This window comes from Streptomyces sp. NPDC002870 (genome assembly GCF_042888505.1).
Classification (GTDB): Bacteria; Actinomycetota; Actinomycetes; order Streptomycetales; family Streptomycetaceae; genus Streptomyces.
Genome location: NZ_JBIAPW010000003.1, coordinates 142,385 through 167,733, shown reverse-complemented (window position 1 = coordinate 167,733; position 25,349 = coordinate 142,385). Strand labels below are relative to the sequence as shown.

The following is a 25,349-nucleotide window of genomic DNA, read 5'->3' as shown; positions in this document are numbered from 1 at the left end:
CTGGGGCCCCGGCGGGGGGGCGCTGGCGTAGCGCCGCTAAGCCGACGGCTGCGCCCCGCCAGGCCCCTGGGACTGCGCCCCCCACTCCACCCGCGGTCCCTCCACCGCATGTGCCGCGTGCCGCGGCGGATGCGCCGCATGCCCCACCACGAACACGTCCTTGGCCCCGTCGAGCACCCCGCCCGACGGATCGTCCGAGCCGTCCTTCCGTACGCCGTCCCGTTCCGGCATCAGAATGTCCCGTACGACCACGGCGCACAGATACAGCGTCCCCAGCAGATGCAGGGCGATCGCCACCTGATAGCCCTCGGGCGGCAGCCCCTGGTGCTTGGGGCTGGTCGTGTACGCGAGGTACATCCAGATCCCCAGGAAGTACATGACCTCGCAGGCCTGCCAGATCAGGAAGTCCCGCCAGCGCGGCCTGGCCAGCGCGGCGAGTGGAATCAGCCACAGTACGTACTGCGGTGAGTAGACCTTGTTGGTGATGATGAAAGCCGCGACGACCAGGAAGACGAGCTGCGCGAAGCGGGGCCGCCGGGGCGCACTCAGCGTCAGCGCCGCGATGCCCGCGCACGCCAGGATCATCAGCAGGGTCGCGTACGTGTTCACGGAGTCGACTTCCAGCGGCTCCCCCGTGCGCTGCGTGATGATCAGCCAGAACGAGCCGAAGTCGACCTGCCGCTCCTGGCTGAAGGTGTAGAACTTCTTCCACCCCTCCGGCGCCATCAGCATCACGGGCAGGTTCACCGCCAGCCAGGCACCGGCCGCGCCGAGCGCCGCGGTGGCGAACTCTCGCCATTTGCCTGCTCTCCAGCACAGCAGGAGCAACGGGCCCAGCAGCAGAATGGGATAGAGCTTGGCGGCGGTCGCGAGCCCGATGAGGATGCCGAAAGCCAGCGCCCGGCCCCGTGACCACATGAGCATCGCGGCGGCTGTGAGCGCCACGGCCAGCAGGTCCCAGTTGATGGTGGCGGTGAGCGCGAAGGCGGGCGCCAGTCCCACCAGCAGAGCGTCCCAGGGCCGACGCCGGTGGGTGCGGGCCACACAGACGGCGATGACCGCGGTGCAGACCATCAGCATGCCCGCATTGACCATCCAGTACATCTGCTCCTGGTTCTGCATGGAGCCGCCGGCCAGATTGAGCCACGACGCGACCTGCATGAACAGGCCCGTGAGGACCGGGTACTCGAGGTACTCCATGTCGCCGGGCAGCCGGTTGAAGTACGGGATGAGCCCCTCGGAGAAACCACGCCCCAGGTAGAGGTGCGGAATGTCGGAGTAGCAGGCGTGGGTGTACTGGGAGCTCGTGCCCCGGAACCAGGCCCAGTTGTAGCAGGGCATCTTCTGCACCATGCCCAGCGCAAACATGCCGATTGCCACCAGTGCGACAACGCGTACGGGAGTCAGCCGACCGCTGCTGCCTCGCCAGGCCCACCGGCCTGCCGGACCGCCGATCAGCTCGCTGCCGGCCGCGGCGACGGAGTCACGCCGTGTGGGCCGCACGTCCGGGCGCTCCGGTCGCACCGGTCGGTCCGGCCGGTCCTGGTACACGCTCGTCTCTTCTGCGCTGGGCATGGTGCACATCCTGCCGTACGGCGTCTGGGATACGGCCAGGGCCGCCGCCCCGGAGTGCACAGGTGCTGTGCGTACCGGGTGCGGCGGCCCTTGCGCTGCTGGAACTGGTCCGGTTGCCGCTACCCCGAGCCTCCGAAGAAGCCCCCGTTGCCGTTGCCGCCGCCGTTGCCGTTGGTTCCCGGTGGCGTTGTGGTCGGACTGAGCGACGGGGTGATGGTCGGGTCGCCGGTTCCGCCATTGCCACCATTGCCGCCATTGCCACCCGTGGTGCCGCAGGTCCAGTCCTCCCAGGGATTGCAGGACTGGCTTGGGTCGGGGCTGCCGGACGGGCTGGTGGACGGCGTGCCCGACGGGGTCGACGACGGGGTGCTGGAGGGCGTGTTGGACGGCGACGGGGGCGGGCTGGAGGCGCCGCCGCCCCAGACGGCCTCGGCGTCGAGAGGCTCGGGTTCCGGGAAGGTCAGCTTCGGCTTGCCCTTGAGCGCCTCCGACATGTACGACTGCCAGATCTCGGACGGGAACGACGCACCGTGGATCTTGTCCTGGCCACCGGTGCCGAACATCTCGAGGAATTCGCGCTTCTTGGCGCTCTTCTCGTTGTCGTCGAGCCGGTACATGTCGATGGCGGTCGACAGCTGCGGCGTGTAGCCCACGAACCAGGCCGACTTGTTGCCGTCGGTGGTACCGGTCTTCCCGGCGACCTCGCGGCCCGGGAGCCGGGCGTTCTTGCCGGTGCCCTCGGGGTCGTCGACGACATCCCTCAGCACATCGGTCACATTGCTCGCGACGGCACTGGTGAAGGCCGGCTTGGGCGTGTCGTCGTGCTTGTAGACCGGGCTGCCCTCGTAGTCGACCTTGGTAACGGAGAACGGATCCATCTGCTCGCCGTTGGCCGCGAAGGTCGCGTAGGAGCCGGCCATGCGGATCGCGCTGGGCTCCGAGATACCGATCGAGAAGGAGGGGACGTTCGACGTCGACAAGGAGGACTCGAGGAGGCCTGCGTCGATGGCCGCCTTCCTGACCTTGGGAATGCCGACGTCCATGCCCAGCTGCACGAAGGGCGAGTTGGCGGAGTGGATCATGGCTTCACGCAAGTTGATGTTCTTGTACGACTCATCGCCGTCGTTGCGCTGCAGCCATTCCTTTCCTTCCTCGTTCTTCCAGACGGTGCCGTCGTATTTCTTGATCTTGAGCTTGTTCTTGCCGTTGTACACGCTCTTGTCAGGGTCGACCTTGCGGCGGTACTCGTCTGCCTGATCTTCGGGCTGACGCGGGTCGCGCACGCCGTCCCTCATCGCCGCGGCCAGTACGTACGGCTTGAAGGTCGATCCGACCTGGGCACCGGTCTGGTCGGCGTTGTTGGTGAAGTGCTTGGTGGCGTCCTCGCCACCGTAGATGGCGACGATCTTGCCGGTCTTCGGTTCTACCGAGGCACCGCCGAACTGGACGAATGTGTCGGTCTTCGGGCGCTTGTCCGGCTTGATGTTGGCTTCCCGGACCTTCTTGACCGCCCTCTCGAGCTTCTCGACCCTGTCCTTCTCGAAGGTCGTGTGGATCTCGTAGCCGCCGCGCGCGAGGTCGTCGGCCTTGATGCCCTTCTCGTTTTTGCTGAGGAAGTTCGACTTGGCGAGGGCCACCAGATAACCGACCTGCCCGCCCAGCTGTGCGTTCTTCTTGGGCGGGTCGATCTCCGGGAGCTTGGTGTACTTGGCCCGATCAGCGGCACTGAGGTGGTTGTCCTTGACCATCTCGTCGAGGATCCAGTTCATGCGCTCGGTAGCGCGAGCCTTGTTGGCTGCCGGGGTCGCCGCGGGGTCGATGTCCTCGGCGCCGGCGGGGTCGAAGTAGGTCGCGCCCTTGAGGACCGAGGCGAGGAATGCGCACTCTCCGGGGTCCAGGTCCTTGGCGTTCTCTCCGTAGTACGTACGAGCTGCCGCCTGGATGCCGTAGGCACCGCGTCCGTAGTACGAGGTGTTCAGATAGCCGGCCATGATCTCCGGCTTGTCCATGTCGGTGCCGACCTTTATGGAGATGAACAGCTCCTTGAACTTACGGCTCAGGGTCTGGGACTGGTCGCCGAGCCGCGCGTTCTTCACGTACTGCTGGGTGATGGTGGAGCCACCCTGGGTCTGCCCGCCCTTGGCCATGTTCAACAGCGCTCGGCTGATGCCCATCGGGTCGATTCCCGAGTCGTTCTTGAACGTCTTGTTCTCCGCCGAGATCACCGCGTTCTGCATGGCTTCGGGGATCTGCTCGATGCCCACGATCTGCCGGTTGATCTCACCACCGGTGGCAGCCATCTGGCTGCCGTCCGACCAGTAGTAGACGTTGTTCTGCGCCTTGGCCGTCTTGTTCGGGTCCGGGACCTCCACCATCGCGTACGCAATGGTCGCCGCAGCCATCAGGCTGCCGATGAAGCCCAGGCAGAGTCCGGTGACGAGCTTCCAGGACGGCACCCACCGGCGCCATCCGTACTTGTTGTGGCGCGGGTAGTCGATCATCCGCTTCTTGGACGGCCGCCCGCCATGACCGTGCCCGGGACCGTCATGGCCCCCGCCGCCGCCTCCGCGGCGGCCGACTCCCCGGCCTCCGTGGCCGGCGCCCGCGGCTTCGTCCACGCGCCGGCGACCACCGCCGTTGCGCTGTGCGGCGCGGCGAGCCTCGGCACGGCCGCCGTACGAACGCTCCTCGCCGGACGAAACGGCAGGAGACCCTGAGGTGGTGCCCCGGGACGGGGCTGCGCGGCGGCCGGACGGCTGCGGGGCGGCGCGCCTGGCCGCGGCACGCCCGCCACCCTGCGACTGCGGCGGTTTGCGACGGTGCTCGCTCATCGAACGACTACTCCTCGGGCAGGCGAGACGCCTGGAAGCGGCAGTTGAGTTCCGGTCCCCCCGAAATGGATACGGACCAGCCCTGCGAAGGGCTCATCCGCTGTGCATCCCAGGCGAGGACGCTCTCAGGCGTCTCGTGGTTCCCGGTGGTCTGCATGGCGCACAGACTACGCACGGTCAAAACCCCCCTAGGGCCAAAATTCACCCCAAATCAGGCAACTTGCTCGCTATGAATTGACGATGTGACGCCGTTCACCATGACACCTCTTGTCGCAGCAGCAACGCCGTTCTATCGTGCTGATGTATCGAGTCGATACATCAGCACGGCATAAGCGACCGGGACGGCGAGGGAGGCGACGATGAGCAGGCGCTCCGGCATCCTCGAATTCGCCGTGCTGGGTCTGCTCCGTGAGGCCCCGATGCACGGGTACGAGCTGCGGAAGCGGCTCAATACCTCGCTGGGAATCTTCCGGGCCTTCAGTTACGGGACCCTCTACCCCTGCCTCAAGACGCTGGTCGCCAACGGCTGGTTGATCGAGGAGCCGGGTAGCGCTCCCGAGGATGCGCTCGCCGCTTCACTCGCAGGGCGCCGCGCCAAGATCGTCTACCGATTGACGGCGGAAGGTAAGGAACACTTCGAGGAGTTGCTCTCCCACACTGGCCCGGACACCTGGGAGGACGAGCACTTCGCTGCTCGTTTCGCCTTCTTCGGGCAGACGGAGCGCGAGGTGCGGATGCGGGTGCTGGAGGGCCGCCGCAGCCGGCTGGAGGAGCGTCTGGAGAAGATGCGCGCCTCCCTGGCCCGTACTCGCGAGCGCCTCGACGACTACACGCTTGAGCTGCAGCGACACGGCATGGAGTCCGTGGAGCGCGAAGTGCGCTGGCTGAACGAGCTCATTGAGAGCGAGCGGGCGGGGCGGGATCAGCGACAGCCCGGCCCCGAGAGCTCAGCTCAGCAGAACAACACATCTGGAGAGACGGACGGCCTGCCCCGGCACAGGGGTGCCGAGCCTTCCGGGGGAACACCCCCCGGGCACTCCACCCCGCCGGATCCGTCCGACGACACCGCCAAGTGAGGCCTTGCGGTCCGCAGGGTTTCATCCGGAATACCGAGATCAAACAGGGAGCAACCGGAATGGGTTCGGTTCGCGTAGCCATCGTCGGCGTGGGCAACTGCGCCGCCTCGCTGGTGCAGGGCGTCGAGTACTACAAGGACGCCGACCCGGCCGCCAGGGTGCCGGGTCTGATGCACGTCCAGTTCGGCGACTACCACGTCTCCGACGTCGAGTTCGTGGCCGCCTTCGATGTCGACGCCAAGAAGGTCGGCCTCGACCTCTCGGATGCCATCGGTGCCAGCGAGAACAACACCATCAAGATCTGCGACGTGCCCAACTCCGGCGTCACCGTGCAGCGCGGCCACACCCTCGACGGCCTGGGTAAGTACTACCGCCAGACCATCGAAGAGTCCGCCGAGGCGCCGGCCGACATCGTCCAGACCCTCAAGGACAAGCAGGTCGACGTCCTGGTCTGCTACCTGCCCGTCGGTTCCGAGGACGCTGCGAAGTACTACGCGCAGTGCGCCATCGACGCCAAGGTCGCGTTCGTCAACGCTCTCCCGGTCTTCATCGCCGGCACCAAGGAGTGGGCGGACAAGTTCACCGAGGCGGGTGTCCCGATCGTCGGCGACGACATCAAGTCGCAGGTCGGCGCCACGATCACGCACCGCGTGATGGCGAAGCTCTTCGAGGACCGGGGCGTCATCCTGGACCGCACGATGCAGCTGAACGTCGGCGGCAACATGGACTTCAAGAACATGCTCGAGCGTGAGCGCCTGGAGTCCAAGAAGATCTCGAAGACACAGGCGGTCACCTCCCAGATCCGTGACCGCGAGCTCGGTGAGGACAACGTCCACATCGGCCCGTCGGACTATGTGGCCTGGCTGGACGACCGCAAGTGGGCGTACGTCCGCCTCGAAGGCCGCGCCTTCGGTGACGTCCCGCTGAACCTGGAGTACAAGCTCGAGGTCTGGGACTCCCCGAACTCCGCGGGTGTCATCATCGACGCCGTGCGCGCCGCGAAGATCGCCAAGGACCGCGGCATCGGCGGCCCGATCCTCTCCGCGTCCTCGTACTTCATGAAGTCCCCGCCGGTTCAGTACTTCGACGACGAGGCCCGTGAGAACGTCGAGAAGTTCATCAAGGGCGAGGTCGACCACTAAGCGTTCGCCTGCTCCACCGAGGAGGGTCCCCTGGTAATCCGCCAGGGGACCCTCCTCGTATGTGAGGCTTGATCGCATGCCTGTCGTACGTGATCTGCGCGTACTCCTGCGCCTGACGAACTTCCGCCGGCTTCTGGCGGTCCGGCTCCTCTCCCAGTCCGCCGACGGCGTCTATCAGGTCGCGCTCGCCACGTACGTCGTCTTCTCCCCGGAGAAACAGACCTCGCCGACCGCGATCGCCTCGGCCATGGCGGTCCTACTGCTGCCGTACTCCTTGATCGGCCCCTTCGCCGGCGTCCTGCTGGACCGCTGGCAGCGCAGGCAGGTCTTCCTGTACGGCAATCTGCTGCGGGCGCTCCTCGCGAGCGGGACGGCGGTCCTGATCCTCGCCTCCGTACCCGACTGGCTCTTCTACGCCTCGGCCCTGTCCGTCACAGCGGTCAACCGCTTTGTACTGGCCGGACTCTCCGCCGCACTGCCCAGGGTGGTCGACGCCGACCGGCTCGTCATGGCCAACTCCCTGTCTCCTACGGCCGGCACACTCGCCGCGACCGCGGGCGGCGGACTCGCCTTCGCGGTACGGCTGGTGTCCGCGGATTCCGACGCCGCGGTGGTCCTGCTGGGCGCCGCGCTCTATCTCTGCTCGGCCCTGGCCTCGCTCCGGATGCCACGCGAACTGCTCGGTCCCGAGAAGGAGTTGGTACAGCCGCGACTGGCCGCCGCCCTGTCCTCCACCGCGCGTGGACTGGTGGGCGGACTGCGGCACCTGACCGAGCGCCGGACGGCGGCCCGCGCAATGTTCGCCATGACGCTGATGCGCTTCTGCTACGGGGCGCTGACGGTCATGGTGCTGATGCTCTGCCGGTACGCCTGGTCCGAGAAGGAGTCGGACGGCCTGGCCCTGCTGGGGCTGGCCATTGCCATCTCGGGCGCGGGGTACTTCGCGGCGGCGGTGCTGACCCCGTGGGCGGTCGACAGGCTCGGCCAGTTCGGATGGATGGTCGCGTGCGCGGCGGCGGCAGCCGTTCTTGAACCGGCTCTGGGGCTGCCGTTCGAGCCCGTGCCGATATTGGTCGCCGCGTTCATCCTGGGGCTGATCACCCAGGGCGCCAAGATCGCCACGGACACAGTGGTGCAGACATCGGTGGACGACGCCTACCGCGGCAGGATCTTCTCCCTCTACGACGTGCTGTTCAACGTCGCCTTCGTGGCCGCGGCGGCCATCGCCGCGCTGATGCTGCCGCCCGACGGCCGCTCGGTCCACCTGGTGGTCGTGGTCGCGGTCATCTACGCGGCCGTCGCGGCAACCATGGCCCGCTGGAGCCGTGTCGGCGCGGTGCCGTAGCGGGAGACCTCACACCCGACCTGCCCCGCCCAGCACGCCGAAGGGGCGATGTTTCACGTGAAACATCGCCCCTTCGCTTATCGATCCGGCTCCATGTTTCACGTGAAACATGGAGCCGTTTCCCGCTCAGCCCTGTGTCGCCCACCACTCCTTGAGGGCGGCGACGGCCGCATCATGCTCCATCGGCCCGTTCTCCAGCCGCAGCTCCAGCAGGAAGGCGTACGCCTTGCCGATCACCGGGCCGGGGCCCACACCAAGGATCTCCTGGATCTGATTGCCGTCCAGGTCGGGCCGGATCGCGTCCAGCTCCTCCTGCTCCTGCAACTGCGCGATGCGCTCCTCGAGCCCGTCATAGGCCCGGGAGAGGGCGGTGGCTTTGCGTTTGTTCCGCGTGGTGCAGTCCGAGCGGGTCAGCTTGTGCAGCCGCTCCAGCTGCGGCCCGGCATCGCGCACATACCGCCGTACCGCCGAGTCCGTCCATTCCCCGGTCCCGTAGCCGTGGAAGCGCAAGTGCAGCTCCACCAACCGCGAGACGTCCTTGATCACGTCATTGGAGTACTTGAGCGCGGTCATCCGCTTTTTGGTCATCTTCGCGCCCACCACCTCGTGATGGTGGAAGGAGACCCGGCCGTCCGTCTCGAAGCGCCGTGTCCGTGGCTTTCCGATGTCATGGAGAAGAGCGGCCAGCCGCAGCACCAGATCCGGCCCGTCCTCCTCCAGATCCATCGCCTGCTCCAGGACGGTCAGGGAGTGCTCGTACACATCCTTGTGGCGGTGGTGCTCGTCACTCTCCAGACGCAGCGCGGGCAGCTCGGGCACCACATGGTCGGCCAGGCCGGAGTCGACGAGCAGCGCCAGCCCCTTGCGGGGGTGGGCCGAGAGGATCAGCTTGTTCAACTCATCGCGAACCCGTTCGGCGGAGACGATGTCGATCCGGTCGGTCATCTCCTTCATCGCGGTGACGACCTCGGGTGCTACCTCGAAGTCCAGCTGCGCAGCGAAACGGGCGGCCCGCATCATGCGCAGCGGATCGTCGGAGAAGGACTCCTCGGGCGTACCCGGGGTCCGCAGGACTCGCGCCGCGAGGTCCTCGAGACCGCCGTGCGGATCGATGAACTCCTTCTCCGGCAGCGCCACGGCCATCGCGTTCACGGTGAAGTCGCGCCGGGCGAGGTCTTCCTCGATCGAGTCGCCGTAGGACACCTCGGGCTTGCGTGAAGTCCTGTCGTACGCCTCCGAGCGGTACGTCGTGACCTCGATCTGGTAGCCCTGCTTCTGGCAGCCGACCGTGCCGAAGGCGATCCCGACCTCCCAGACCGAGTCCGCCCACGGGCGGATGATCTTCAGCACGTCGTCGGGGCGAGCGTCCGTCGTAAGGTCCAGGTCATTGCCGAGCCGGCCGAGGAGCGCATCCCGGACCGAACCGCCGACCAGGGCAAGACTGAACCCGGCCTCCTGAAATCGGCGGGCAAGGTCGTCGGCGACAGGGGACACCCGCAGCAGTTCGCTCACCGCGCGGCGTTGCACCTGGCTCAGTGCAGTGGGGTTGTCTTCATTGGCATTCGGCACAACAGAAAAGGGTACGTGCCCCGCCGACCGCAGCGCCCCTGTTTATGACGCCGATCCGATCATGTGGGGCACTCCGCGGCACTTCGACACAGCGCACCTCGTTACCATGCGTGGACGCAACCAGCGACACCCACCAACAGCAGCAGACGACGAGGACGGACGAGCGCGTGGCCGAGTCGGCAGACTTCCAGGAGATGAATCCTTCTCCTGCCCGCCGGTGGCTGCGGCGCACAGCCTCCCTGATCCTCGGCGTCCCGCTTGTGGCCGGACTGCTTTGCGGCCCGGCCGCACCAGCCGCGCACGCGGCCGACAACGCCTCGGACTCCAGCGCGGTCGATGTGTCTCTCGACACTCTGACGCCGACCGCCCCTGGTAAAAGCGACACGCTCACGATCTCCGGCACGGTGATCAACAAGGGCAAGCAGACCATCACCGACGCCGAGATCGATCTACGGGTGGGGCCGAGGCTGGACAGCAGGGCCGCCATCGACCGCGTCGCACAGCGGACCAGCTTTGCGCCGGGCACCGACGCCTCGCCGGTCGGCGACAAGTACACAGTCAAGATCTCCAAGCTCGTCTCCAACATCGGCCGCGATTTCAAGCTCTCCATCCCGGTCGAGGAACTCGAGCTCGACGAAGACGGCGTCTACCAGCTCGGTGTGTCCCTGTCGGGCCAGACCCCGGACCAACCGTTCAGCCAGGTCCTGGGCATCGAGCGGACCCTCCTCCCGTGGCAGCCCGAGGCTGCGGAGAAGAAGACCCAGTTCACCTATCTCTGGCCGCTGATCTCCTCGACCCACCTCACCTCGGAGACGGGATCGGACGAGCAGCAGACTCCGGTCTTCGAGGACGAGACCCTGGCCACTGAGCTCGCCCCGGGCGGACGGCTGGACCAGCTCGTCTCCCTCGGCAGGGATCTGCCCGTCACCTGGGTCGTCGACCCGGATCTACTGGCCAGCGTCGACGCGATGACCAGGAACTACCGGGTGAAGAACGGGGCCACCACAGTCCCGGGCAAGAACCAGGCGGTCGCCAAGCGGTGGCTGAGCACCGTCGAGGCCGCGGTCCAGGGCCGCAAGGTGGTCGCGCTGCCGTTCGCCGATCCTGATCTGGCGTCCCTGGCGCACCGCGGCAAGAACATCTCCGGATCCCTCAGCCATCTGCAGCCGGCCACCAAGGTCGCCGAGACGACCGTGGAGACGATCCTCCATGTGAAGCCGTCCATCGACTTCGCGTGGCCCGTTGACGGTGCCATCGACTCCTCGATCGTCGATGTCGCTACCTCGGCCGGCGCCCACAAAGTGATCGCACGCAGCGACAGCCTGCGGGACGACCTGCCGTACACGCCCAGCGCGGCGCGTCCCATCGGCGGCGGCACAACGGCGGTGGTCGCCGACGAGCGGCTCTCCACCGCCTTCCAGGGCGACATGATCAAAACCGGGAATTCCACCCTCGCGGTTCAGGAGTTCCTCGCCCAGACGCTGGCGGTGACCCTCCAGGCCCCCGCGAACCAGCGGAGCATCGTCGTCGCCCCGCAGCGGATCCCGAGCGCATCCCAGGCGCAGTCCATGGCACGCGCGCTGCAGGCCCTCGAAGCCCAGCGGTGGACGCAGCCGCTCGACCTGGTCGCTGCCGCGGGCGCCAAGCCCGACGGCAATGCCGCGACCAAGGTGCCCGGCACCTCTCGCTATCCCCAGCAGCTACGCAGGCAGGAGTTGCCGCCCCAGGCGTTCCGCGACATCAGGAACACGCAGAACACCCTCGACAACTTCAAGGTCATCCTCACCGCGCAGGACCGGGTGGAGACACCGTTCGGCAGGGCGATCGACAGGGAGATGTCCACCTCCTGGCGTGGCAACCCGGCGGGGGCCCAGCTGTACCGCAACGGTGTGCGGGCCTATCTGCAGAGCCTCACCGAAGAGGTGCAGCTGATTGAGAAGTCGGCCATCACCTTGTCGGGGCGCAGTGCGACGATCCCCGTCACCGTCCAGAACAGGCTGGTCCAGGGGATCGACCGCCTGGTGCTGCGGCTGACGTCGGACAACGCCACCCGCCTCAACCTCGACCACGACAAGGCCACCGCCCAGCAGCCGATCAAGGTCGAGGGAGGCCACAGCCAGTCGGTGAAGTTCGCCGCCGCGGCCAACGCAAACGGCCCCGTGCAGATGACGGCCCAGCTCTTCACCGAAGACGGAAAGCCGTACGGTGCCCCGATGAAGTTCACGGTGAAGGTCTCCGAGATCACTCCCACCGTGATGCTTGTCATCGCCGGCGGTGTGCTGCTACTCGTCCTCGCAGGCGTCAGGATGTACACCCAGCGCAAGCGCGCGGCCGCGCGAGACGTGTCTGCCGAGGATCCGGAAGGCACAGAGGTCACAGAGAGCACAGAGCCGGAGGGCTCACAGAGTTCAGAGAGCTCAGAGGGTGACATCAGCAGTCCCGATCCCGGGCAGCCGAGTGACCCGACACCGGACACCGGACCGGGAAGCGGCGACCCGTCGGGCACGGGTGAGAAAGTGGACCGTTGAGCGATGTCGTGGCCGGTGGGCCGGGGACGATGAGGTGGGGTTGCAATGAACGCGCCGTACGACGGTGACCGCAGTCAGGGCGCGGGCGGAGCTGTGCCTTCTCCTGGGCCGACCCCGGATCCCTCGCTGCCGGGCGAGGGCCCTCCGCCGCCACAACCGGAGCCCGATCCTTACGCCCAGGATCCGTACCTCCAGGACGCCTACGACCGTGATCCTTACCGGGCGCAGGATCTGTCCGCCCAGGACCCCGTGACCGAGGCGCTGTACGACCGGGCGTCCCACCCGCCACCGCCCCCCGGCATGTACCAGGAGCCCCAGCCGCTGTATCAGCAACCCCCGACGCCGCAGCACGCACCGGACCCCCGCGTCTGGGCGCAGACCCCGGCGCCCGAACCGGCCGGCCCCTCCCGTCATCTGCCGTACGGGGACGACGCCAGGACCACCCAGTTCACGGGCGTGGACGACCTGGTCACCCGGGCCGGCGAGCAGGAGCCTGAGCCCGACGCGTTCGCACACCTCTACCGGGACCAGCAGGCCTCCGGCCCCCCAACCCCGGCCCCGGAAAACATCCCGGCGGCACCGGCCCCCAAGAAGTCCGGCGGCCGGGCCTCCGGATTGCTGAGGTCCAGCGCGGTGATGGCAGCCGGCACTCTGGTGTCCCGCCTCACCGGTTTCGTACGCAGCCTGGTGATCACCGCTGCGCTCGGCGCCGCCCTGCTCGGTGACACCTACACCGTCGCGTTGACCCTGCCGACGATGATCTACATCCTCACTGTCGGAGGCGGCCTCAACTCCGTGTTCGTACCGCAGCTGGTGCGGGCGATGAAAAACGACGAGGACGGCGGCGAGGCCTACGCCAACCGGCTGCTGACGCTCGTCATGGTGGCGCTCGGTGCCATCGTCGCCATCGCGGTGTTCGCGGCTCCGCTGCTGATCCAGCTCATGTCGGACACCATCGCCTCCAATCCGGCGGCGAACAGCGTCGCCGTCACCTTCGCTCGCTACTGCTTGCCCACGATCTTCTTCATGGGCGTGCACGTGGTCATGGGACAGATCCTCAACGCCCGCGGGAAGTTCGGCGCGATGATGTGGACCCCGGTCCTCAACAACATCGTCATGATCACCACGTTCGGCCTGTTCATCTGGGTGTACGGCACCTCCGCCGAGTCGCAGATGGGCGTCCAGACGATTCCGCCGGAGGGCGTGCGGCTGCTGGGAATCGGCACTCTGCTAGGCCTCGCGGTCCAGGCCCTGGCGATGATCCCGTACCTGCGTGAGACCGGTTTCCGGTTCCGGCCGCGGTTCGACTGGAAGGGCCACGGTCTCGGCAAGACCGTCAAGCTGGCCAAGTGGACCGTGCTGTTCGTCCTGGCCAACCAGGCGGGCGTGCTGGTCGTCACCCAGCTCGCCACCGCCGCCGGTGAGGCGTCCGGCAGGGACGGCGCGGGCTTCATCGCGTACACCAACGCCCAGCTGATCTGGGGCATGCCGCAGGCGATCATCACCGTTTCGGTCATGGCCGCCCTGCTGCCGCGGATTTCCCGTGCCGCCCATGACGACGATCCGGGCGCGGTGCGCGACGACATCTCCCAGGGGCTGCGCAACTCCGCAGTCGCGATCGTTCCGGTGGCCTTCGCGTTCCTGGCTCTCGGCGTCCCGATGTCCAGCCTGCTGTTCGCCTCCAGCGGCCAGGAGGCCGCCCGCAGCATGGGCTTCATCCTGATGGCCTTCGGCCTGGGCCTCATCCCGTACTCCGTGCAGTACGTCGTGCTCCGCGGCTTCTACGCGTACGAGGACACCAGGACGCCCTTCTACAACACCGTCATCGTCGCCGCGGTCAACGCCGCCGCCTCCGCCGCCTGCTATGTCGTGCTGCCCGCGCGCTGGGCAGTCGTCGGGATGGCAGCCTCCTACGGTCTCGCTTACGCCGTCGGCGTCGGCGTCGCCTGGCGGCGGCTCAAGAACCGCCTCGGCGGCGATCTGGACGGCGCCCACGTCATGCGTACGTATGCGCGTCTCAGCATGGCCTCTGTCCCCGCCGCGGCCGCCGCCGGCACGGTCGCCTTCTTCATCGTCAGGGCACTCGGGAGCGGCGCCCTCGGGTCGTTGGCCGCTCTCGCCGGCGGCGGGATCGTGCTGCTGGGCATCTTCTTCGTCGCAGCGAAGCGGATGCGTATCGAGGAGCTCAACGCCATGGTCGGCATGGTGCGAGGCCGCCTCGGCCGCTAGCGGGCGCGCAGTCCCGCACAACCATCGTCGGCCGCCGTGTGTCGTGCATAGCGGCGGACTGTGGGCACAATTGGCATGGCTGTTGAATATGCGCAACGGATAGGGGAGGCAGGAGCGACGGTGGCGGAACGTAGCACGGCTGCCGTCGACGTGGCCGACAACAGCGGAGACGATCCGCTGACCGCCCAGGCGGGCAAGGCCACGACCGACGGGGCGGCGGAATCCCAGGACACGGCGGAGAAGACCGCACCGGACAAGGGCAGCGAAGGACAGGGGACCGATCCCGCCATCGCCACGCCCGAACTGCACAGTGGTCACAAACTCGCCAGACGCTACCGACTCGAGGAGTGCGTCACCCGTCTGGACGGTTTCAGCAGCTGGCGCGCAGTCGACGAGAAATTGCGGCGCGCTGTCGGCGTCCATCTACTCCCTGCCGACCATCCGCGGGCCCGGTCCGTACTCGCGGCGGCCCGCTCCTCGGCGCTTCTCGGTGACCCGCGCTTCGTACAGGTCCTCGACGCCGTCGAGGAGAACGACCTCGTCTATGTCGTCCACGAGTGGCTTCCGGACGCGACGGAGCTCACCGCGCTGCTCGCCATGAGCCCCATGGAGCCGCACGACGCGTACCAGCTCGTCGACCAGCTCTCCCAGGCAATGGCCGCGGCGCACCGTGAGGGGCTGGCCCATCTCAGGCTGACGCCCGGCGCGGTGCTGCGAACCTCGACCGGGCAGTACCGGATCCGCGGTCTCGCGGTGAATGCCGCCTTGCGCGGGATCACCGCCGATGGTCCGCAGCGTGCCGACACCGAGGCGATCGGCGCCCTGCTGTACGCCGCGCTGACTCAGCGCTGGCCGTACGAGAACGACGCATACGGCCTGTCCGGACTGCCCAAGGGCGTCGGACTCATCGCCCCCGACCAAGTGCGGGCCGGTGTCCACCGCGGGCTCTCGGAGCTCGCCATGCGCGCTCTGGTCAACGACGGCGCCACGGCATCCCGCCAGGAGCCGCCGTGCACCACGCCCGACGAACTCGCGAAGGCCGTCGCTGCGATGCCCCGCATCCGGCCGCCGGAGCCTGCGTTCACCTCACCGCCCGAATACCAGCGGACCACCTACCAGCAGGGCACGTACGGCCGTCCTGCCGCCCGTCCTAACGCCACCCCCCAGCCGGTGCCCAGCCTGCCCGCGCCGCTCCAGAGCCGTACGGGCAAGGCTCTCAAGTGGACCGTGGCTGCTCTGCTCATCGCCGCGCTGGGACTCGGCAGCTGGCAGGTCGCCGACAAGCTGATCGACCGCGACAAGGACCCGGTCGATCCGGGCACCTCGCAGACGGACAGCGGCGAGAAGAACAGCGGGGTCGAGACCGGCAAGCCGGTCGCCATCACCGACGCCCATGACTTCGACCCGCTCGGCGACGGCTCCGAGAAACCTCCCGGGATAAAGAACAGCTACGACGGCGACCCGGCCACCTACTGGAACACCGATGGCTACCTCAGCGCGGACTTCGGCCGTTTGAAGGCGGGCGTTGGCATCGTGCTGGACCTCGGCAAGGTCCAGCAGGTCGGCACCGTGGACGTGTCCTTCCTCGGTGGCGAGACGTCTGTGGAACTGCGGACCGCGCCCGAGGATGCCTCGTCCGAGCCGACGACCCTCGACGGTTTCACCAAGGTCTCCGACGGATCCGGTTCGAATGTGTCCCTCAAGCCCGGCAAGCCGGTGCAGGCACGGTACGTTCTGGTCTGGCTGACCGAGCTGCCGCAGACCGACGAGGGCAACTTCCGGGGCAAGGTCTCGGAGATCAAGATCACCAGCTGACGGCATCAGGGGAGGGGGCTCACCGTTGGACGACGCGACACTCGGCGACACGAACGACCAGGACCTTCTGGCCCGCCACGTCGCGGGGGACCCGGATGCCTTCGGTGAGCTTGTACGGCGCCACCGCGACAGGCTCTGGGCCGTCGCCCTGCGCACCCTGGGGGACCGCGAGGAGGCCGCGGACGCGGTCCAGGACGCCCTGGTTTCCGCCTTCCGGGCCGCCCACACATTCCGCGGCCAGTCCGCCGTCACCACCTGGCTCCACCGCATCACGGTCAATGCCTGTCTGGATAGGGCCCGCAAGGCGGCCTCGCGCAAGACCTCCCCCGTCGACGACACCGAGCGCCTGGAGCAGCTCCTCGAGCCTCATGAATCCGCAGAGGCTCCGGCAGAGCGTCAGGATCTCCACCGTGAGCTCCTGGCCGCGCTGGCAAAACTCCCCCTCGACCAACGGGCAGCGCTGGTTCTGGTGGATATGCAGGGCTACCCGGTGGCGGAGGCGGCCAGCGTTCTCGATGTGCCGGTCGGGACCGTAAAGAGCCGCTGTGCGCGTGGTCGGGCACGACTGTTGCCGATGCTCACTCATCTGCGCGGTGATGCCGGGGATAGCACCGAGCTCAGCATGGGAAGGAACCGGACGCCGGGGGCATCCGTCCCACCGGCGTCGGGACAAAGGGACGCAGGGCCAAGTGATCCTGCAGCTGTGAAGGGAGGTGGGCGCGCGTGACATCCACGGCCGACACGACTGAGCACCCGGACGTCTCGGAAATCGCCGACCTCACCGAGGGGCTGCTTTCTCCGTCCCGTACGACCGATGTGCGACTGCATCTGGACGGCTGTTCACTGTGCGCCGATGTACGCGCGTCCCTCGAGGAGATCCGTGGGCTCCTCGGCACGCTCCCCGGTGCACACCGAATGCCCGCCGATGTCGTCGGCCGCATCGATGCCGCGCTGGCCGCCGAGGCTCTGCTGGACTCCACCGCTCCCGAACGGACCGCGGATGTTTCACGTGAAACGGAGCCCGCTGAAGTGCCCGCCGCACAGCTGGCCGAGTCCGCTCCGGCCGACCGGCCGGCGGGGCACGCGCGTGCTGCCACCGGTCCCGGCCGCGGGCGCCAGACCCGGCGGCGACGCAAGGCTGTCCTGGGTGCCGTCCTCGGGGCGGCGGCGGTCAGCATGAGCGTCCTGCTCCTGCAGTCGTTCCAGTCCGCGAGCAACAGCTCCGCCCAGAAAGATGCGAACGTCAGCTCCGCGGCTGGCGACGCCCACGAATTCTCTGCGGCAGGCCTTGAGGATCGCGTACAGGCGCTGATCACCACGAGCCCCACCCAAGCAGAGCCACGGATGGAGAAGGGGCCGTCCATCGACAGCCACTCCAACACCAATTCTCCGAAGCGCACACCGGACATCGCCGTACCGCCCTGTATCCAGAAGGGCACCGGCAGGACCGATGCTGCGATCGCCGCGGAGCGGGGCCAGTACGAGGGCACCAATGCCTTCCTTGTTGTGCTGCCGCATTCCACGGACAGCGGGCAGGTCCAGGCGTATGTGATCGATGCGGCCTGCATCGGGACCACGCCCGCGCCCACCGGCAAGCTGCTGCTGACGAACTCCTACCCTCGCCGCTGAGTCACCCCGCTGCGCCGCTCGGACGTCCAGGGAATGCAAGCCCCGTAGGATCCGTTGGGTGGGGTGGGAGTCATTGACCCGGCCCCCCGTAGGCAGCAGGCAGTCCGCAGAGACGAGGAAGAAACCCGTGAGCGACGTCCGTAACGTGATCATCATCGGCTCCGGGCCGGCCGGCTACACGGCGGCGCTGTACACCGCGCGCGCTTCGTTGCAGCCGCTGGTCTTCGAGGGTGCAGTCACCGCCGGCGGTGCGCTGATGAACACGACCGAGGTGGAGAACTTCCCCGGCTTCCGCGACGGCATCATGGGTCCGGATCTGATGGACAACATGCGCGCCCAGGCCGAGCGCTTCGGGGCCGAACTCGTTCCGGACGATGTCGTCTCCGTCGACCTCACCGGCGAGATCAAGACCGTCACCGACACCGCGGGTACCGTCCACCGGGCCAAGGCCGTCATCGTCACCACCGGCTCCCAGCACCGCAAGCTCGGCCTGCCCAACGAGGACGCGCTCTCCGGACGCGGCGTCTCCTGGTGCGCCACCTGCGACGGCTTCTTCTTCAAGGACCAGGACATCGCCGTGATCGGCGGTGGCGACACCGCGATGGAGGAAGCGACTTTCCTCTCCCGCTTCGCCAAGTCCGTCACCATCGTCCACCGCCGCGACACCCTTCGTGCGTCCAAGGCCATGCAGGACCGCGCCTTCGCCGACCCGAAGATCTCCTTCGCATGGCACAGCGAGGTCGCCGAGATCCAAGGCGAGCAGAAGCTCACCGGTCTGACTCTGCGCAACACCAAGAGCAGCGAGACCTCGGAGCTCCCGGTCACCGGGCTGTTCATCGCCGTCGGCCACGACCCGCGCACCGAGCTCTTCAAGGGCCAGCTCGACCTGGACGACGAGGGCTATCTGAAGGTCGATGCGCCGTCGACGCGCACCAACCTGACGGGGGTCTTCGCAGCGGGTGACGTCGTCGACCACACGTACCGGCAGGCCATCACCGCCGCCGGCACCGGCTGCTCCGCCGCCCTGGATGCCGAGCGCTACCTCGCCGCGCTCGCCGACAGCGAGAAGACTGCCGAGCCGGAGAAGTCCCCCGCGGTCTGACCCCCTGAACCATCCCCTCCCACCCCGCAAAGAAGTTAAGGAGGCCGCCGTGGCCGGCGCCCTGAAGAACGTGACAGACGACACCTTCGAAGAAGATGTCCTCAAGAGCGACAAGCCCGTGCTGGTGGACTTCTGGGCCGCCTGGTGCGGTCCCTGCCGCCAGATCGCGCCGTCCCTCGAGGCCATTGCGGCCGAGCATGGCGACAAGATCGAGATCGTCAAGCTCAATATCGACGAGAACCCGGCCACCGCGGCCAAGTACGGCGTCATGTCCATCCCGACGCTGAACGTCTACCACAACGGCGAGGTCGCCAAGACGATCGTCGGTGCCAAGCCGAAGGCCGCGATCGTCCGCGACCTTGAGGGCTTCATCGGCGAGTAGTCCGAGCACTCGGCTCCGTTGTTTCACGTGAAACACGAATGGGCTCATCCCTCGGGGGATGAGCCCATTCTCGCGTTCGGGATCACAGCGGCCGCAGCACCGGCTCCTTCTGCACAGCGCCCAGCAGCCGGTCCAGAGCCAGCTCCACGTCTTCCTTCCAGGAGAGGGTGGTCCGCAGCTCCAGCCTCAGTCGGGGATACGTCGGGTGCGGACGGACCGTCTTGAAGCCCACGGCAAGCAGATGATCGGCGGGCAGCACGCAGGCCGGCTCTTTCCAGCGGGCATCGCCGAATGCCTCGATCGCGCGGAAGCCTCGCCGCAGCAGATCCTTGGCCACCGTCTGCACGATGACCCGGCCGAGCCCCTGTCCCTGGTAGCCCGGACTGATCCAGGCAGTCATCAGCTGGACGGCGTCCGGTGATACAGGGCTCGTCGGGAAGGCCATGGAGCGCGGCACATAGGCCGGAGGCGCGTACAGAACGAATCCGACCGGTACCTCGTCGACGTAGACAACCCGGCCGCAAGAGCCCCACTCCAGGAGCACGGCAGAGATCCAGGCTTCCTTCTCCAGATCAGGCGTGCCCGCCTCTACCGCGGCTTCGCCGCTGACCGGATCAAGCTCCCAGAAGACGCACGCACGACAACGCTTGGGAAGGTCCGAAAGGTTGTCCAACGTGAGCGGTACAAGCCGACGTCCCATGAAGGCTGTTCCTCGCTTCCCTCACCTGCCGCGCTACGAGCGGCTGCCAGGGCGCTCCGCTCCTGGAGCAGACTGCTGATGAAACCTCCGACTGCCCCAAGGCCCAGGCCTGCCGTCACCAGTTGGCTGCGGCTCACAGTTCGCACTGCCCTCGCCTTCCCTTTGAGGTGGATCAAGGCGGATGCGCTATACCAGAACGCATCGTATCCACCCAGCCCCGGCACGGATACCGTCCTACGCCAAAGGGCGGGTCGTGTCCGGTCAACCAACCGGAGACGGCCCGCCCTTTACGACACTGCGGGGGCCTCAGCCCTCGTCGTCCTCCTCGGGCTCCTCGGCGAGTCCCTTCTCCAGGACCCGTCCCTCCCCGGGGGCGAGGGTGCCGAGGATGCGCTCCAGATCGTCTATCGAAGCGAACTCAACGACGATCTTTCCCTTCCTCTGGCCGAGGTCGACCTTTACCCGGGTCTCGAAGCGGTCCGAGAGCCGAGAGGCGAGGTCCGTAAGCGCCGGCGACAGCCGCGCTCCGGCCCGAGGGCTCTTCGGCTTGGCCGTGCTCTTGGAACTCGAATTGATCAGTGTCACGATCTCTTCGACCGCCCGCACCGAGAGCCCCTCGGCCACGATGCGGTGGGCGAGCCGGTCCTGTTCCTCGGAGTCCTCCACCGAGAGCAGGGCCCGTGCATGACCTGCCGACAGCACACCGGCGGCGACCCTGCGCTGGACGGGAGGCGACAGGCGCAGCAGACGCAGAGTGTTGGACACCTGCGGACGCGAACGTCCAATCCGGTCGGCCAGCTGGTCGTGCGTGCAGTTGAAGTCCTTGAGCAGCTGGTCGTAGGCGGCAGCCTCTTCCAGCGGGTTCAGCTGTGCGCGGTGCAGGTTCTCCAGCAACGCGTCCAGCAGGAGCTTGTCGTCATCCGTGTGCCGGACGATGGCCGGAATGCGCTCCAGAGCGGCCTCACGGCAGGCCCTCCAGCGGCGCTCGCCCATGATGAGCTCGTACCGCTCGGGCCCCAACTGCCTAACGACGACGGGCTGGAGAAGCCCCACTTCCTTGATGGACGTGACCAGCTCCGCAAGGGCGTCCTCGTCGAAGACCTCACGCGGCTGGCGCGGATTGGGCGTGATGGCGTCGAGCGGCAGCTCGGCGAAGTGCGCGCTGGCCGGCTCAGCGGGGTGCGCTGCCGCCTCAGGCTCCGGCACCGGGGTGATCGCCTCGGGAGCGGTGGCAGCCGCCGGTAGCGTCGTCACCTTGGCTGCTGCCACACCTCGTTCCGCGGTCAGCACCGGAGTCGCTCCCGGAGAGCTCGAAGCCCCGGAAGGAGGCACCTGCTTCTCCTGGGGAGCGGCCGGGATCAGCGCACCGAGCCCACGCCCCAATCCTCTACGTCGCTCGCTCACTGCATCCCCTCCGACATGTTCTGCTGGCTGTTCTGACTGCCCGCATGGGCATGCTGCGGGTCGTAGTGAATCCCGACCCCACGCAGCGCGATCTCACGAGCCGCCTCAAGATACGACAGGGAGCCGCTGGAACCCGGATCGTAGGTCAGCACCGTCTGTCCGTAACTAGGGGCCTCGGAAATACGCACCGACCGAGGGATGCTCGTCCGCAGCACCTCTTCACCGAAGTGGCTGCGCACCTCATCAGCCACCTGCGAGGCAAGGCGAGTTCTGCCGTCGTACATGGTGAGCAGAATCGTCGAGACATGCAGCGTCGGGTTGAGATGCCCGCGCACCAGGTCCACGTTCCTGAGCAGCTGCCCCAAGCCCTCCAGCGCGTAGTACTCGCACTGGATGGGGATCAGCACCTCCGCACCGGCGACCAGCGCATTGACGGTCAGCAGACCGAGGGATGGCGGGCAGTCGATGAGGATGTAGTCCAGCGGCTGCTCATAAGCCTGGATGGCTCGCTGCAGTCGGCTCTCCCGCGCCACCAGCGACACCAGTTCGATCTCCGCACCGGCGAGATCGATGGTGGCGGGGGCGCAGAAGAGGCCTTCGACGTCCGGGACCGGCTGGACCACATCGGAGAGCGGTCTGCTCTCCACCAGGACGTCATAGATCGAGGGGACTTCGGCGTGGTGATCGATCCCCAGCGCCGTGGAGGCGTTGCCCTGTGGATCCAGGTCGACCACCAGGACGCGCGCGCCGTGCAGCGCGAGCGAGGCGGCGAGGTTGACCGTGGTGGTGGTCTTCCCTACGCCGCCCTTCTGGTTGGCGACAACCATGATGCGCGTCTGCTCAGGTCGGGGCAGACCCTCACCGGCACGCCCCAGCGCCTCCACGGCCAGCTGGGCAGCTCGACCAATGGGGGTGTCGTCCATCGGGGGCGGTGTTTCACGTGAAACATCGTCCCCCGGTGACTCGGTACGGGGACCGGGGACCGGATCGGTCATCGGTCCCGCGATGTTGGCGTCGGACCGCAAGGATTCACTCTCCTCGACTTCAGGCTCGCAATAAGCAGAGCCTGCCATGCTTTCGGGGTCGTGAACCAGCGAGGCCGGTGGTTCTGTGGATGAATCCACCTCTGTGGACAATTCCGTAACCCTCGAGAAGGGCTTGCGGTCCCGCATCGGGGCGGCAGCACGGCCGCGGCTGATGATTCCCTGCAGCAGTGAGCGACGTTTCACGTGAAACACGATGCACGCGACGCCGGACTACGGGCGCACGACACTCCGAAATGCGTACGTATGGCAGCTTGTATGGAGCATCGCTGATAGACAGTTACGAACTGCTATCGATCAGCGACGCCGACGGGTACGACTGGTCCGGGCGGCCTTGGCCCGCTTCGCTGCGAAGCGCACTCCACCCGGGCTCTCCCCGACCTCCACACGCACCACAGTGGACAGTGGGTCGACGAGCCCCTCACCGACATGCAACACCGAGGTCTCCACGACGCCGAGCTTGCTCAGTGCGGCCCGGGCTCCCTGGACCTCCTCCTCGGCGGTGTCGCCCTTGAGCAAGAGCATCTCTCCGTAGGGACGCAGCAGCGGCACTCCCCAGCCCGCCAGCCGGTCCAGCGGCGCCACGGCACGCGCCGTCACCACATGGACCGGAGGGAGCTTGCCCAGGACCTCCTCGGCACGGCCCCGAACCACGGTCACATGGTCCAGGCCCAGCAGCTCGACGACTTCCTGAAGAAAGTTCGTGCGCCGCAGCAGAGGTTCAAGAAGCGTGATCTTCAGATCCGGACGTACCAGCGCCAGGGGAATGCCCGGCAGGCCGGCGCCCGAGCCCACATCGCAGACCGTCACACCCTCCGGTACGACCTCGGAGAGCACCGCACAGTTCAGCAGATGCCGTTCCCACAGCCTCGGCACCTCACGGGGACCGATCAGGCCACGCTTGACTCCGATGTCCGCGAGCAGCTCCGCATACCGCACGGCCTCCGGAAAGAACTCGCCGAATACCGTCCGCGCCTCTTCGGGCGCCTGGGGAAGCTCTGCTGCCTCCGTCACGGGAACCGTCCTTCCGTACCGCACAGTCGCATGTGGACTGCGGTGGCTGGCTGATGATCAGGCTGACAAAGATCGGCCCCGCCTGCGAACAGACGGGGCCGACAGAACGGTGGAGGTCAGGCGGGGAGTACGACGACGAAGCGCTGCGGCTCCTCGCCCTCGGACTCGCTGCGCAGACCCGCCGCGGCGACCGCGTCATGCACGACCTTGCGCTCGAACGGCGTCATCGGGTCCAGCTTCACCGGCTGACCGGTGCTCTTCACCTCGTCGGCGGCCTTGGCCCCGAGCTCGGCGAGCTCCGTGCGCTTCTTGGCCCGGAAGCCCGCGATGTCCAGCATCAGCCGGCTGCGGTCCCCCGTCTCCCGGTGTACGGCGAGCCGCGTGAGCTCCTGGAGCGCCTCCAGAACCTCGCCGTCGCGGCCCACGAGCTTCTGCAGATCTCGGCCGCCCGCCTCACTGATGATCGAGACCGCGGCCCGGTCGGCCTCGACGTCCATGTCGATGTCACCGTCGAGATCGGCGATGTCGAGCAGACCCTCGAGGTAGTCGGCCGCGATCTCCCCTTCCTGCTCGAGGCGGGTCAGGGTGTCGCCACCCTCGGCGGCGGCGGAGATGGTGCCTTCCGTCACGGATGGACTCCTTCTTACTTACTTCTTGGACGCTTACTTCTTGGACGACGGGTGCTTGGGCCGCTGCTGGCCCTTGCGCTGTCCGGACTTGGGCTGCTGGCGTGCGGAACCTGAGGCAGGCTTCCCCGCCGGCTTCGGCTTGGTGTCTCCCCCAGAGCCTCCGGCCTGGGAGGTACCCCCAGGGCGCGGCTCCTTCTCGAGCGAGGGCCTCGACTCGGAGTCGGCGGACTCGGAGCTCTTGGCTGCGCCCTGCTGTGCAGCGGCGGCCTGACGCTTCGACTTGGTCTGACGCTTGGGCTGCTGCCGCCTCTGTGCGGGGCCGCCATCGGCCTCGGCGACAGCCGTGTCGCTCTTGGCCACCGTGCCGTCGGGCTGGGCAGCGAGGCCCGCCTTGGCCAGGCCCGTGATGAACCGACGCTCGTTCTCGTTGCGGTCCGTGCCCTTGGCCACGATCGCCTGGATGACATTGCGCTTGCGACGCGACCGAACCTCGCTGTGGGCGGTGACGCTCTTCAGCAGGCGCTGCAGGTAGTGGTCCTGGGCCTTGCTGCCCGGCGTCGGGTTCTGGTTGATCACGTACATCTGCTGGCCCATGGTCCACACGTTGGTGGTCAGCCAGTAGACGAGGACACCGACGGGGAAGTTGATGCCCATCACGGCGAAGATGACCGGGAAGATGTACATCAGCATCTTCTGCTGCTGCATGTACGGCGTCTTGACCGTCAGGTCGACGTTCTTCTGCATCAGCTGGCGCTGGGTGTAGAACTGCGACGCCGACATCAGCACGATCATGATCGCGGTGACGATGCGCACATCGGTCAGCGAGGCGTTGAGTGCGGCGACCTTCTCCGTGCTGTCCGTGAACTTCGACGCCAGCGGGGCGCCGAAGATGTGCGCCTGACGGGCGCTGTCCAGCAGCGATTCATTGATAACGCCGACGGTCTTGCCCGAGGCGATGCTGGAGAGCACGTGGTACAGGGCGAAGAAGAACGGCGACTGCGCGAGGATCGGAAGGCACGAGGAGAGCGGGTTGGTGCCCGTCTCCTTGTACAGCTTCATCATCTCTTCGGACTGACGCTGCTTGTCGCTCTTGTAGCGCTCCTGGATCGCCTTCATCTTCGGCTGGAGCGCCTGCATGTTCCGGGTCGACTTGATCTGCTTCACAAAGAGCGGGATCAGACAGATCCGGATGAGGATCACCAGCGACACGATGGACAGTCCCCAGGCCCAGCCCGTGTCGGGGCCGAAGATAGCCCCGTAGAGCGTGTGGAACTGGACGATGACCCACGAGACAGGTGTGGTGATAAAGCTGAAGAGACTGGCAATCGTGTCCACT

The 25,349-nt window shown here is 67.3% G+C and carries 21 protein-coding genes; 11 read left to right on the top strand and 10 right to left on the bottom strand.

The window, feature by feature from the left end; all coding sequences use genetic code 11:
• Window positions 1-36 precede the first annotated feature (36 nt).
• Complete coding sequence (locus ACFYWY_RS05330) at window positions 37-1,575, bottom strand: glycosyltransferase family 87 protein (protein ID WP_389180005.1); 1,539 nt, start codon at window positions 1,573-1,575, stop codon at window positions 37-39.
• Between the two features lie 119 nt (window positions 1,576-1,694).
• Entirely contained in the window at window positions 1,695-4,076 is a 2,382-nt protein-coding gene (locus ACFYWY_RS05325; RefSeq protein ID WP_389180002.1) for a transglycosylase domain-containing protein, read from the bottom strand.
• A gap of 24 nt (window positions 4,077-4,100) precedes the next feature.
• Here ACFYWY_RS05325 and ACFYWY_RS05320 point away from each other — a divergent pair, with 24 nt between their 5' ends.
• Window positions 4,101-4,292, top strand: a complete 192-nt coding sequence (locus ACFYWY_RS05320; RefSeq protein WP_389179999.1) for a hypothetical protein — start codon at window positions 4,101-4,103, stop codon at window positions 4,290-4,292.
• Window positions 4,293-4,413: 121 nt separating this feature from the next.
• Here ACFYWY_RS05320 and ACFYWY_RS05315 read toward each other — a convergent pair whose 3' ends face one another.
• Complete coding sequence (locus ACFYWY_RS05315; protein WP_389179996.1) at window positions 4,414-4,563, bottom strand: hypothetical protein; 150 nt, start codon at window positions 4,561-4,563, stop codon at window positions 4,414-4,416.
• A 202-nt stretch (window positions 4,564-4,765) separates the two neighbouring features.
• Here ACFYWY_RS05315 and ACFYWY_RS05310 point away from each other — a divergent pair, with 202 nt between their 5' ends.
• From ACFYWY_RS05310 to ACFYWY_RS05300, 3 genes are all read left to right on the top strand, one after another.
• Entirely contained in the window at window positions 4,766-5,482 is a 717-nt protein-coding gene (locus tag ACFYWY_RS05310; protein WP_389179993.1) for a helix-turn-helix transcriptional regulator, read from the top strand.
• Between the two features lie 59 nt (window positions 5,483-5,541).
• Window positions 5,542-6,624, top strand: a complete 1,083-nt coding sequence (locus ACFYWY_RS05305; protein ID WP_389179990.1) for an inositol-3-phosphate synthase — start codon at window positions 5,542-5,544, stop codon at window positions 6,622-6,624.
• Window positions 6,625-6,700: 76 nt separating this feature from the next.
• Entirely contained in the window at window positions 6,701-7,969 is a 1,269-nt protein-coding gene (locus ACFYWY_RS05300; protein ID WP_389179987.1) for an MFS transporter, read from the top strand.
• Window positions 7,970-8,095: 126 nt separating this feature from the next.
• Here the strand turns inward: ACFYWY_RS05300 and ACFYWY_RS05295 are convergent, their stop codons facing one another.
• Window positions 8,096-9,538, bottom strand: coding sequence for a CCA tRNA nucleotidyltransferase (locus tag ACFYWY_RS05295; protein WP_389179984.1), 1,443 nt, complete (start codon window positions 9,536-9,538; stop codon window positions 8,096-8,098).
• A gap of 167 nt (window positions 9,539-9,705) precedes the next feature.
• On the opposite strand from ACFYWY_RS05295, the gene ACFYWY_RS05290 reads away from it, so the two are divergent.
• The 7 genes from ACFYWY_RS05290 to trxA all read left to right on the top strand — a co-directional run bounded on the left by ACFYWY_RS05290 (window position 9,706) and on the right by trxA (window position 19,223).
• Window positions 9,706-12,066 carry a DUF6049 family protein gene (locus tag ACFYWY_RS05290; RefSeq protein ID WP_389180674.1) on the top strand — a complete coding sequence of 787 codons (2,361 nt, stop codon included), beginning with the start codon at window positions 9,706-9,708 and terminating at the stop codon, window positions 12,064-12,066.
• Window positions 12,067-12,111: 45 nt separating this feature from the next.
• Window positions 12,112-14,295: a murein biosynthesis integral membrane protein MurJ gene (murJ, locus tag ACFYWY_RS05285; protein WP_389179981.1), complete on the top strand. Its 2,184-nt coding sequence runs from the start codon at window positions 12,112-12,114 to the stop codon at window positions 14,293-14,295.
• Window positions 14,296-14,415: 120 nt separating this feature from the next.
• Window positions 14,416-16,110, top strand: coding sequence for a protein kinase family protein (locus ACFYWY_RS05280; RefSeq protein ID WP_389179979.1), 1,695 nt, complete (start codon window positions 14,416-14,418; stop codon window positions 16,108-16,110).
• A 25-nt stretch (window positions 16,111-16,135) separates the two neighbouring features.
• Complete coding sequence (sigM, locus tag ACFYWY_RS05275; RefSeq protein ID WP_389179976.1) at window positions 16,136-16,837, top strand: RNA polymerase sigma factor SigM; 702 nt, start codon at window positions 16,136-16,138, stop codon at window positions 16,835-16,837.
• Window positions 16,834-17,739, top strand: a complete 906-nt coding sequence (locus ACFYWY_RS05270; protein WP_389179973.1) for a hypothetical protein — start codon at window positions 16,834-16,836, stop codon at window positions 17,737-17,739. The genes sigM and ACFYWY_RS05270 overlap by 4 nt, the downstream gene beginning before the upstream one ends.
• Before the next feature lie 127 nt (window positions 17,740-17,866).
• Complete coding sequence (trxB, locus tag ACFYWY_RS05265; protein WP_389179970.1) at window positions 17,867-18,841, top strand: thioredoxin-disulfide reductase; 975 nt, start codon at window positions 17,867-17,869, stop codon at window positions 18,839-18,841.
• Between the two features lie 49 nt (window positions 18,842-18,890).
• On the top strand, window positions 18,891-19,223 hold the full coding sequence (gene trxA / locus ACFYWY_RS05260; RefSeq protein ID WP_307662338.1) for a thioredoxin: 333 nt from the start codon (window positions 18,891-18,893) through the stop codon (window positions 19,221-19,223).
• Window positions 19,224-19,305: 82 nt separating this feature from the next.
• On the opposite strand, the gene ACFYWY_RS05255 is transcribed toward trxA, so the two are convergent.
• The 6 genes from ACFYWY_RS05255 to yidC all read right to left on the bottom strand — a co-directional run bounded on the left by ACFYWY_RS05255 (window position 19,306) and on the right by yidC (window position 25,348).
• Window positions 19,306-19,923 (bottom strand): GNAT family N-acetyltransferase, encoded by a 618-nt coding sequence (locus ACFYWY_RS05255; protein WP_389179965.1) that lies wholly within the window; start codon window positions 19,921-19,923, stop codon window positions 19,306-19,308.
• 306 nt (window positions 19,924-20,229) lie between these two features.
• Complete coding sequence (locus ACFYWY_RS05250) at window positions 20,230-21,327, bottom strand: ParB/RepB/Spo0J family partition protein (RefSeq protein WP_389179962.1); 1,098 nt, start codon at window positions 21,325-21,327, stop codon at window positions 20,230-20,232.
• Window positions 21,324-22,400 carry a ParA family protein gene (locus tag ACFYWY_RS05245; protein WP_389179959.1) on the bottom strand — a complete coding sequence of 359 codons (1,077 nt, stop codon included), beginning with the start codon at window positions 22,398-22,400 and terminating at the stop codon, window positions 21,324-21,326. The genes ACFYWY_RS05250 and ACFYWY_RS05245 overlap by 4 nt, the downstream gene beginning before the upstream one ends.
• A gap of 267 nt (window positions 22,401-22,667) precedes the next feature.
• Entirely contained in the window at window positions 22,668-23,384 is a 717-nt protein-coding gene (gene rsmG, locus ACFYWY_RS05240) for a 16S rRNA (guanine(527)-N(7))-methyltransferase RsmG (RefSeq protein ID WP_389179956.1), read from the bottom strand.
• Between the two features lie 116 nt (window positions 23,385-23,500).
• The gene (locus tag ACFYWY_RS05235) at window positions 23,501-24,013 is read right to left on the bottom strand and encodes a protein jag (protein ID WP_389179953.1); all 513 of its coding nucleotides are present in this window, start codon (window positions 24,011-24,013) and stop codon (window positions 23,501-23,503) included.
• Between the two features lie 33 nt (window positions 24,014-24,046).
• Window positions 24,047-25,348: a membrane protein insertase YidC gene (yidC, locus tag ACFYWY_RS05230; protein ID WP_389179950.1), complete on the bottom strand. Its 1,302-nt coding sequence runs from the start codon at window positions 25,346-25,348 to the stop codon at window positions 24,047-24,049.
• Window position 25,349 lies beyond the last annotated feature (1 nt).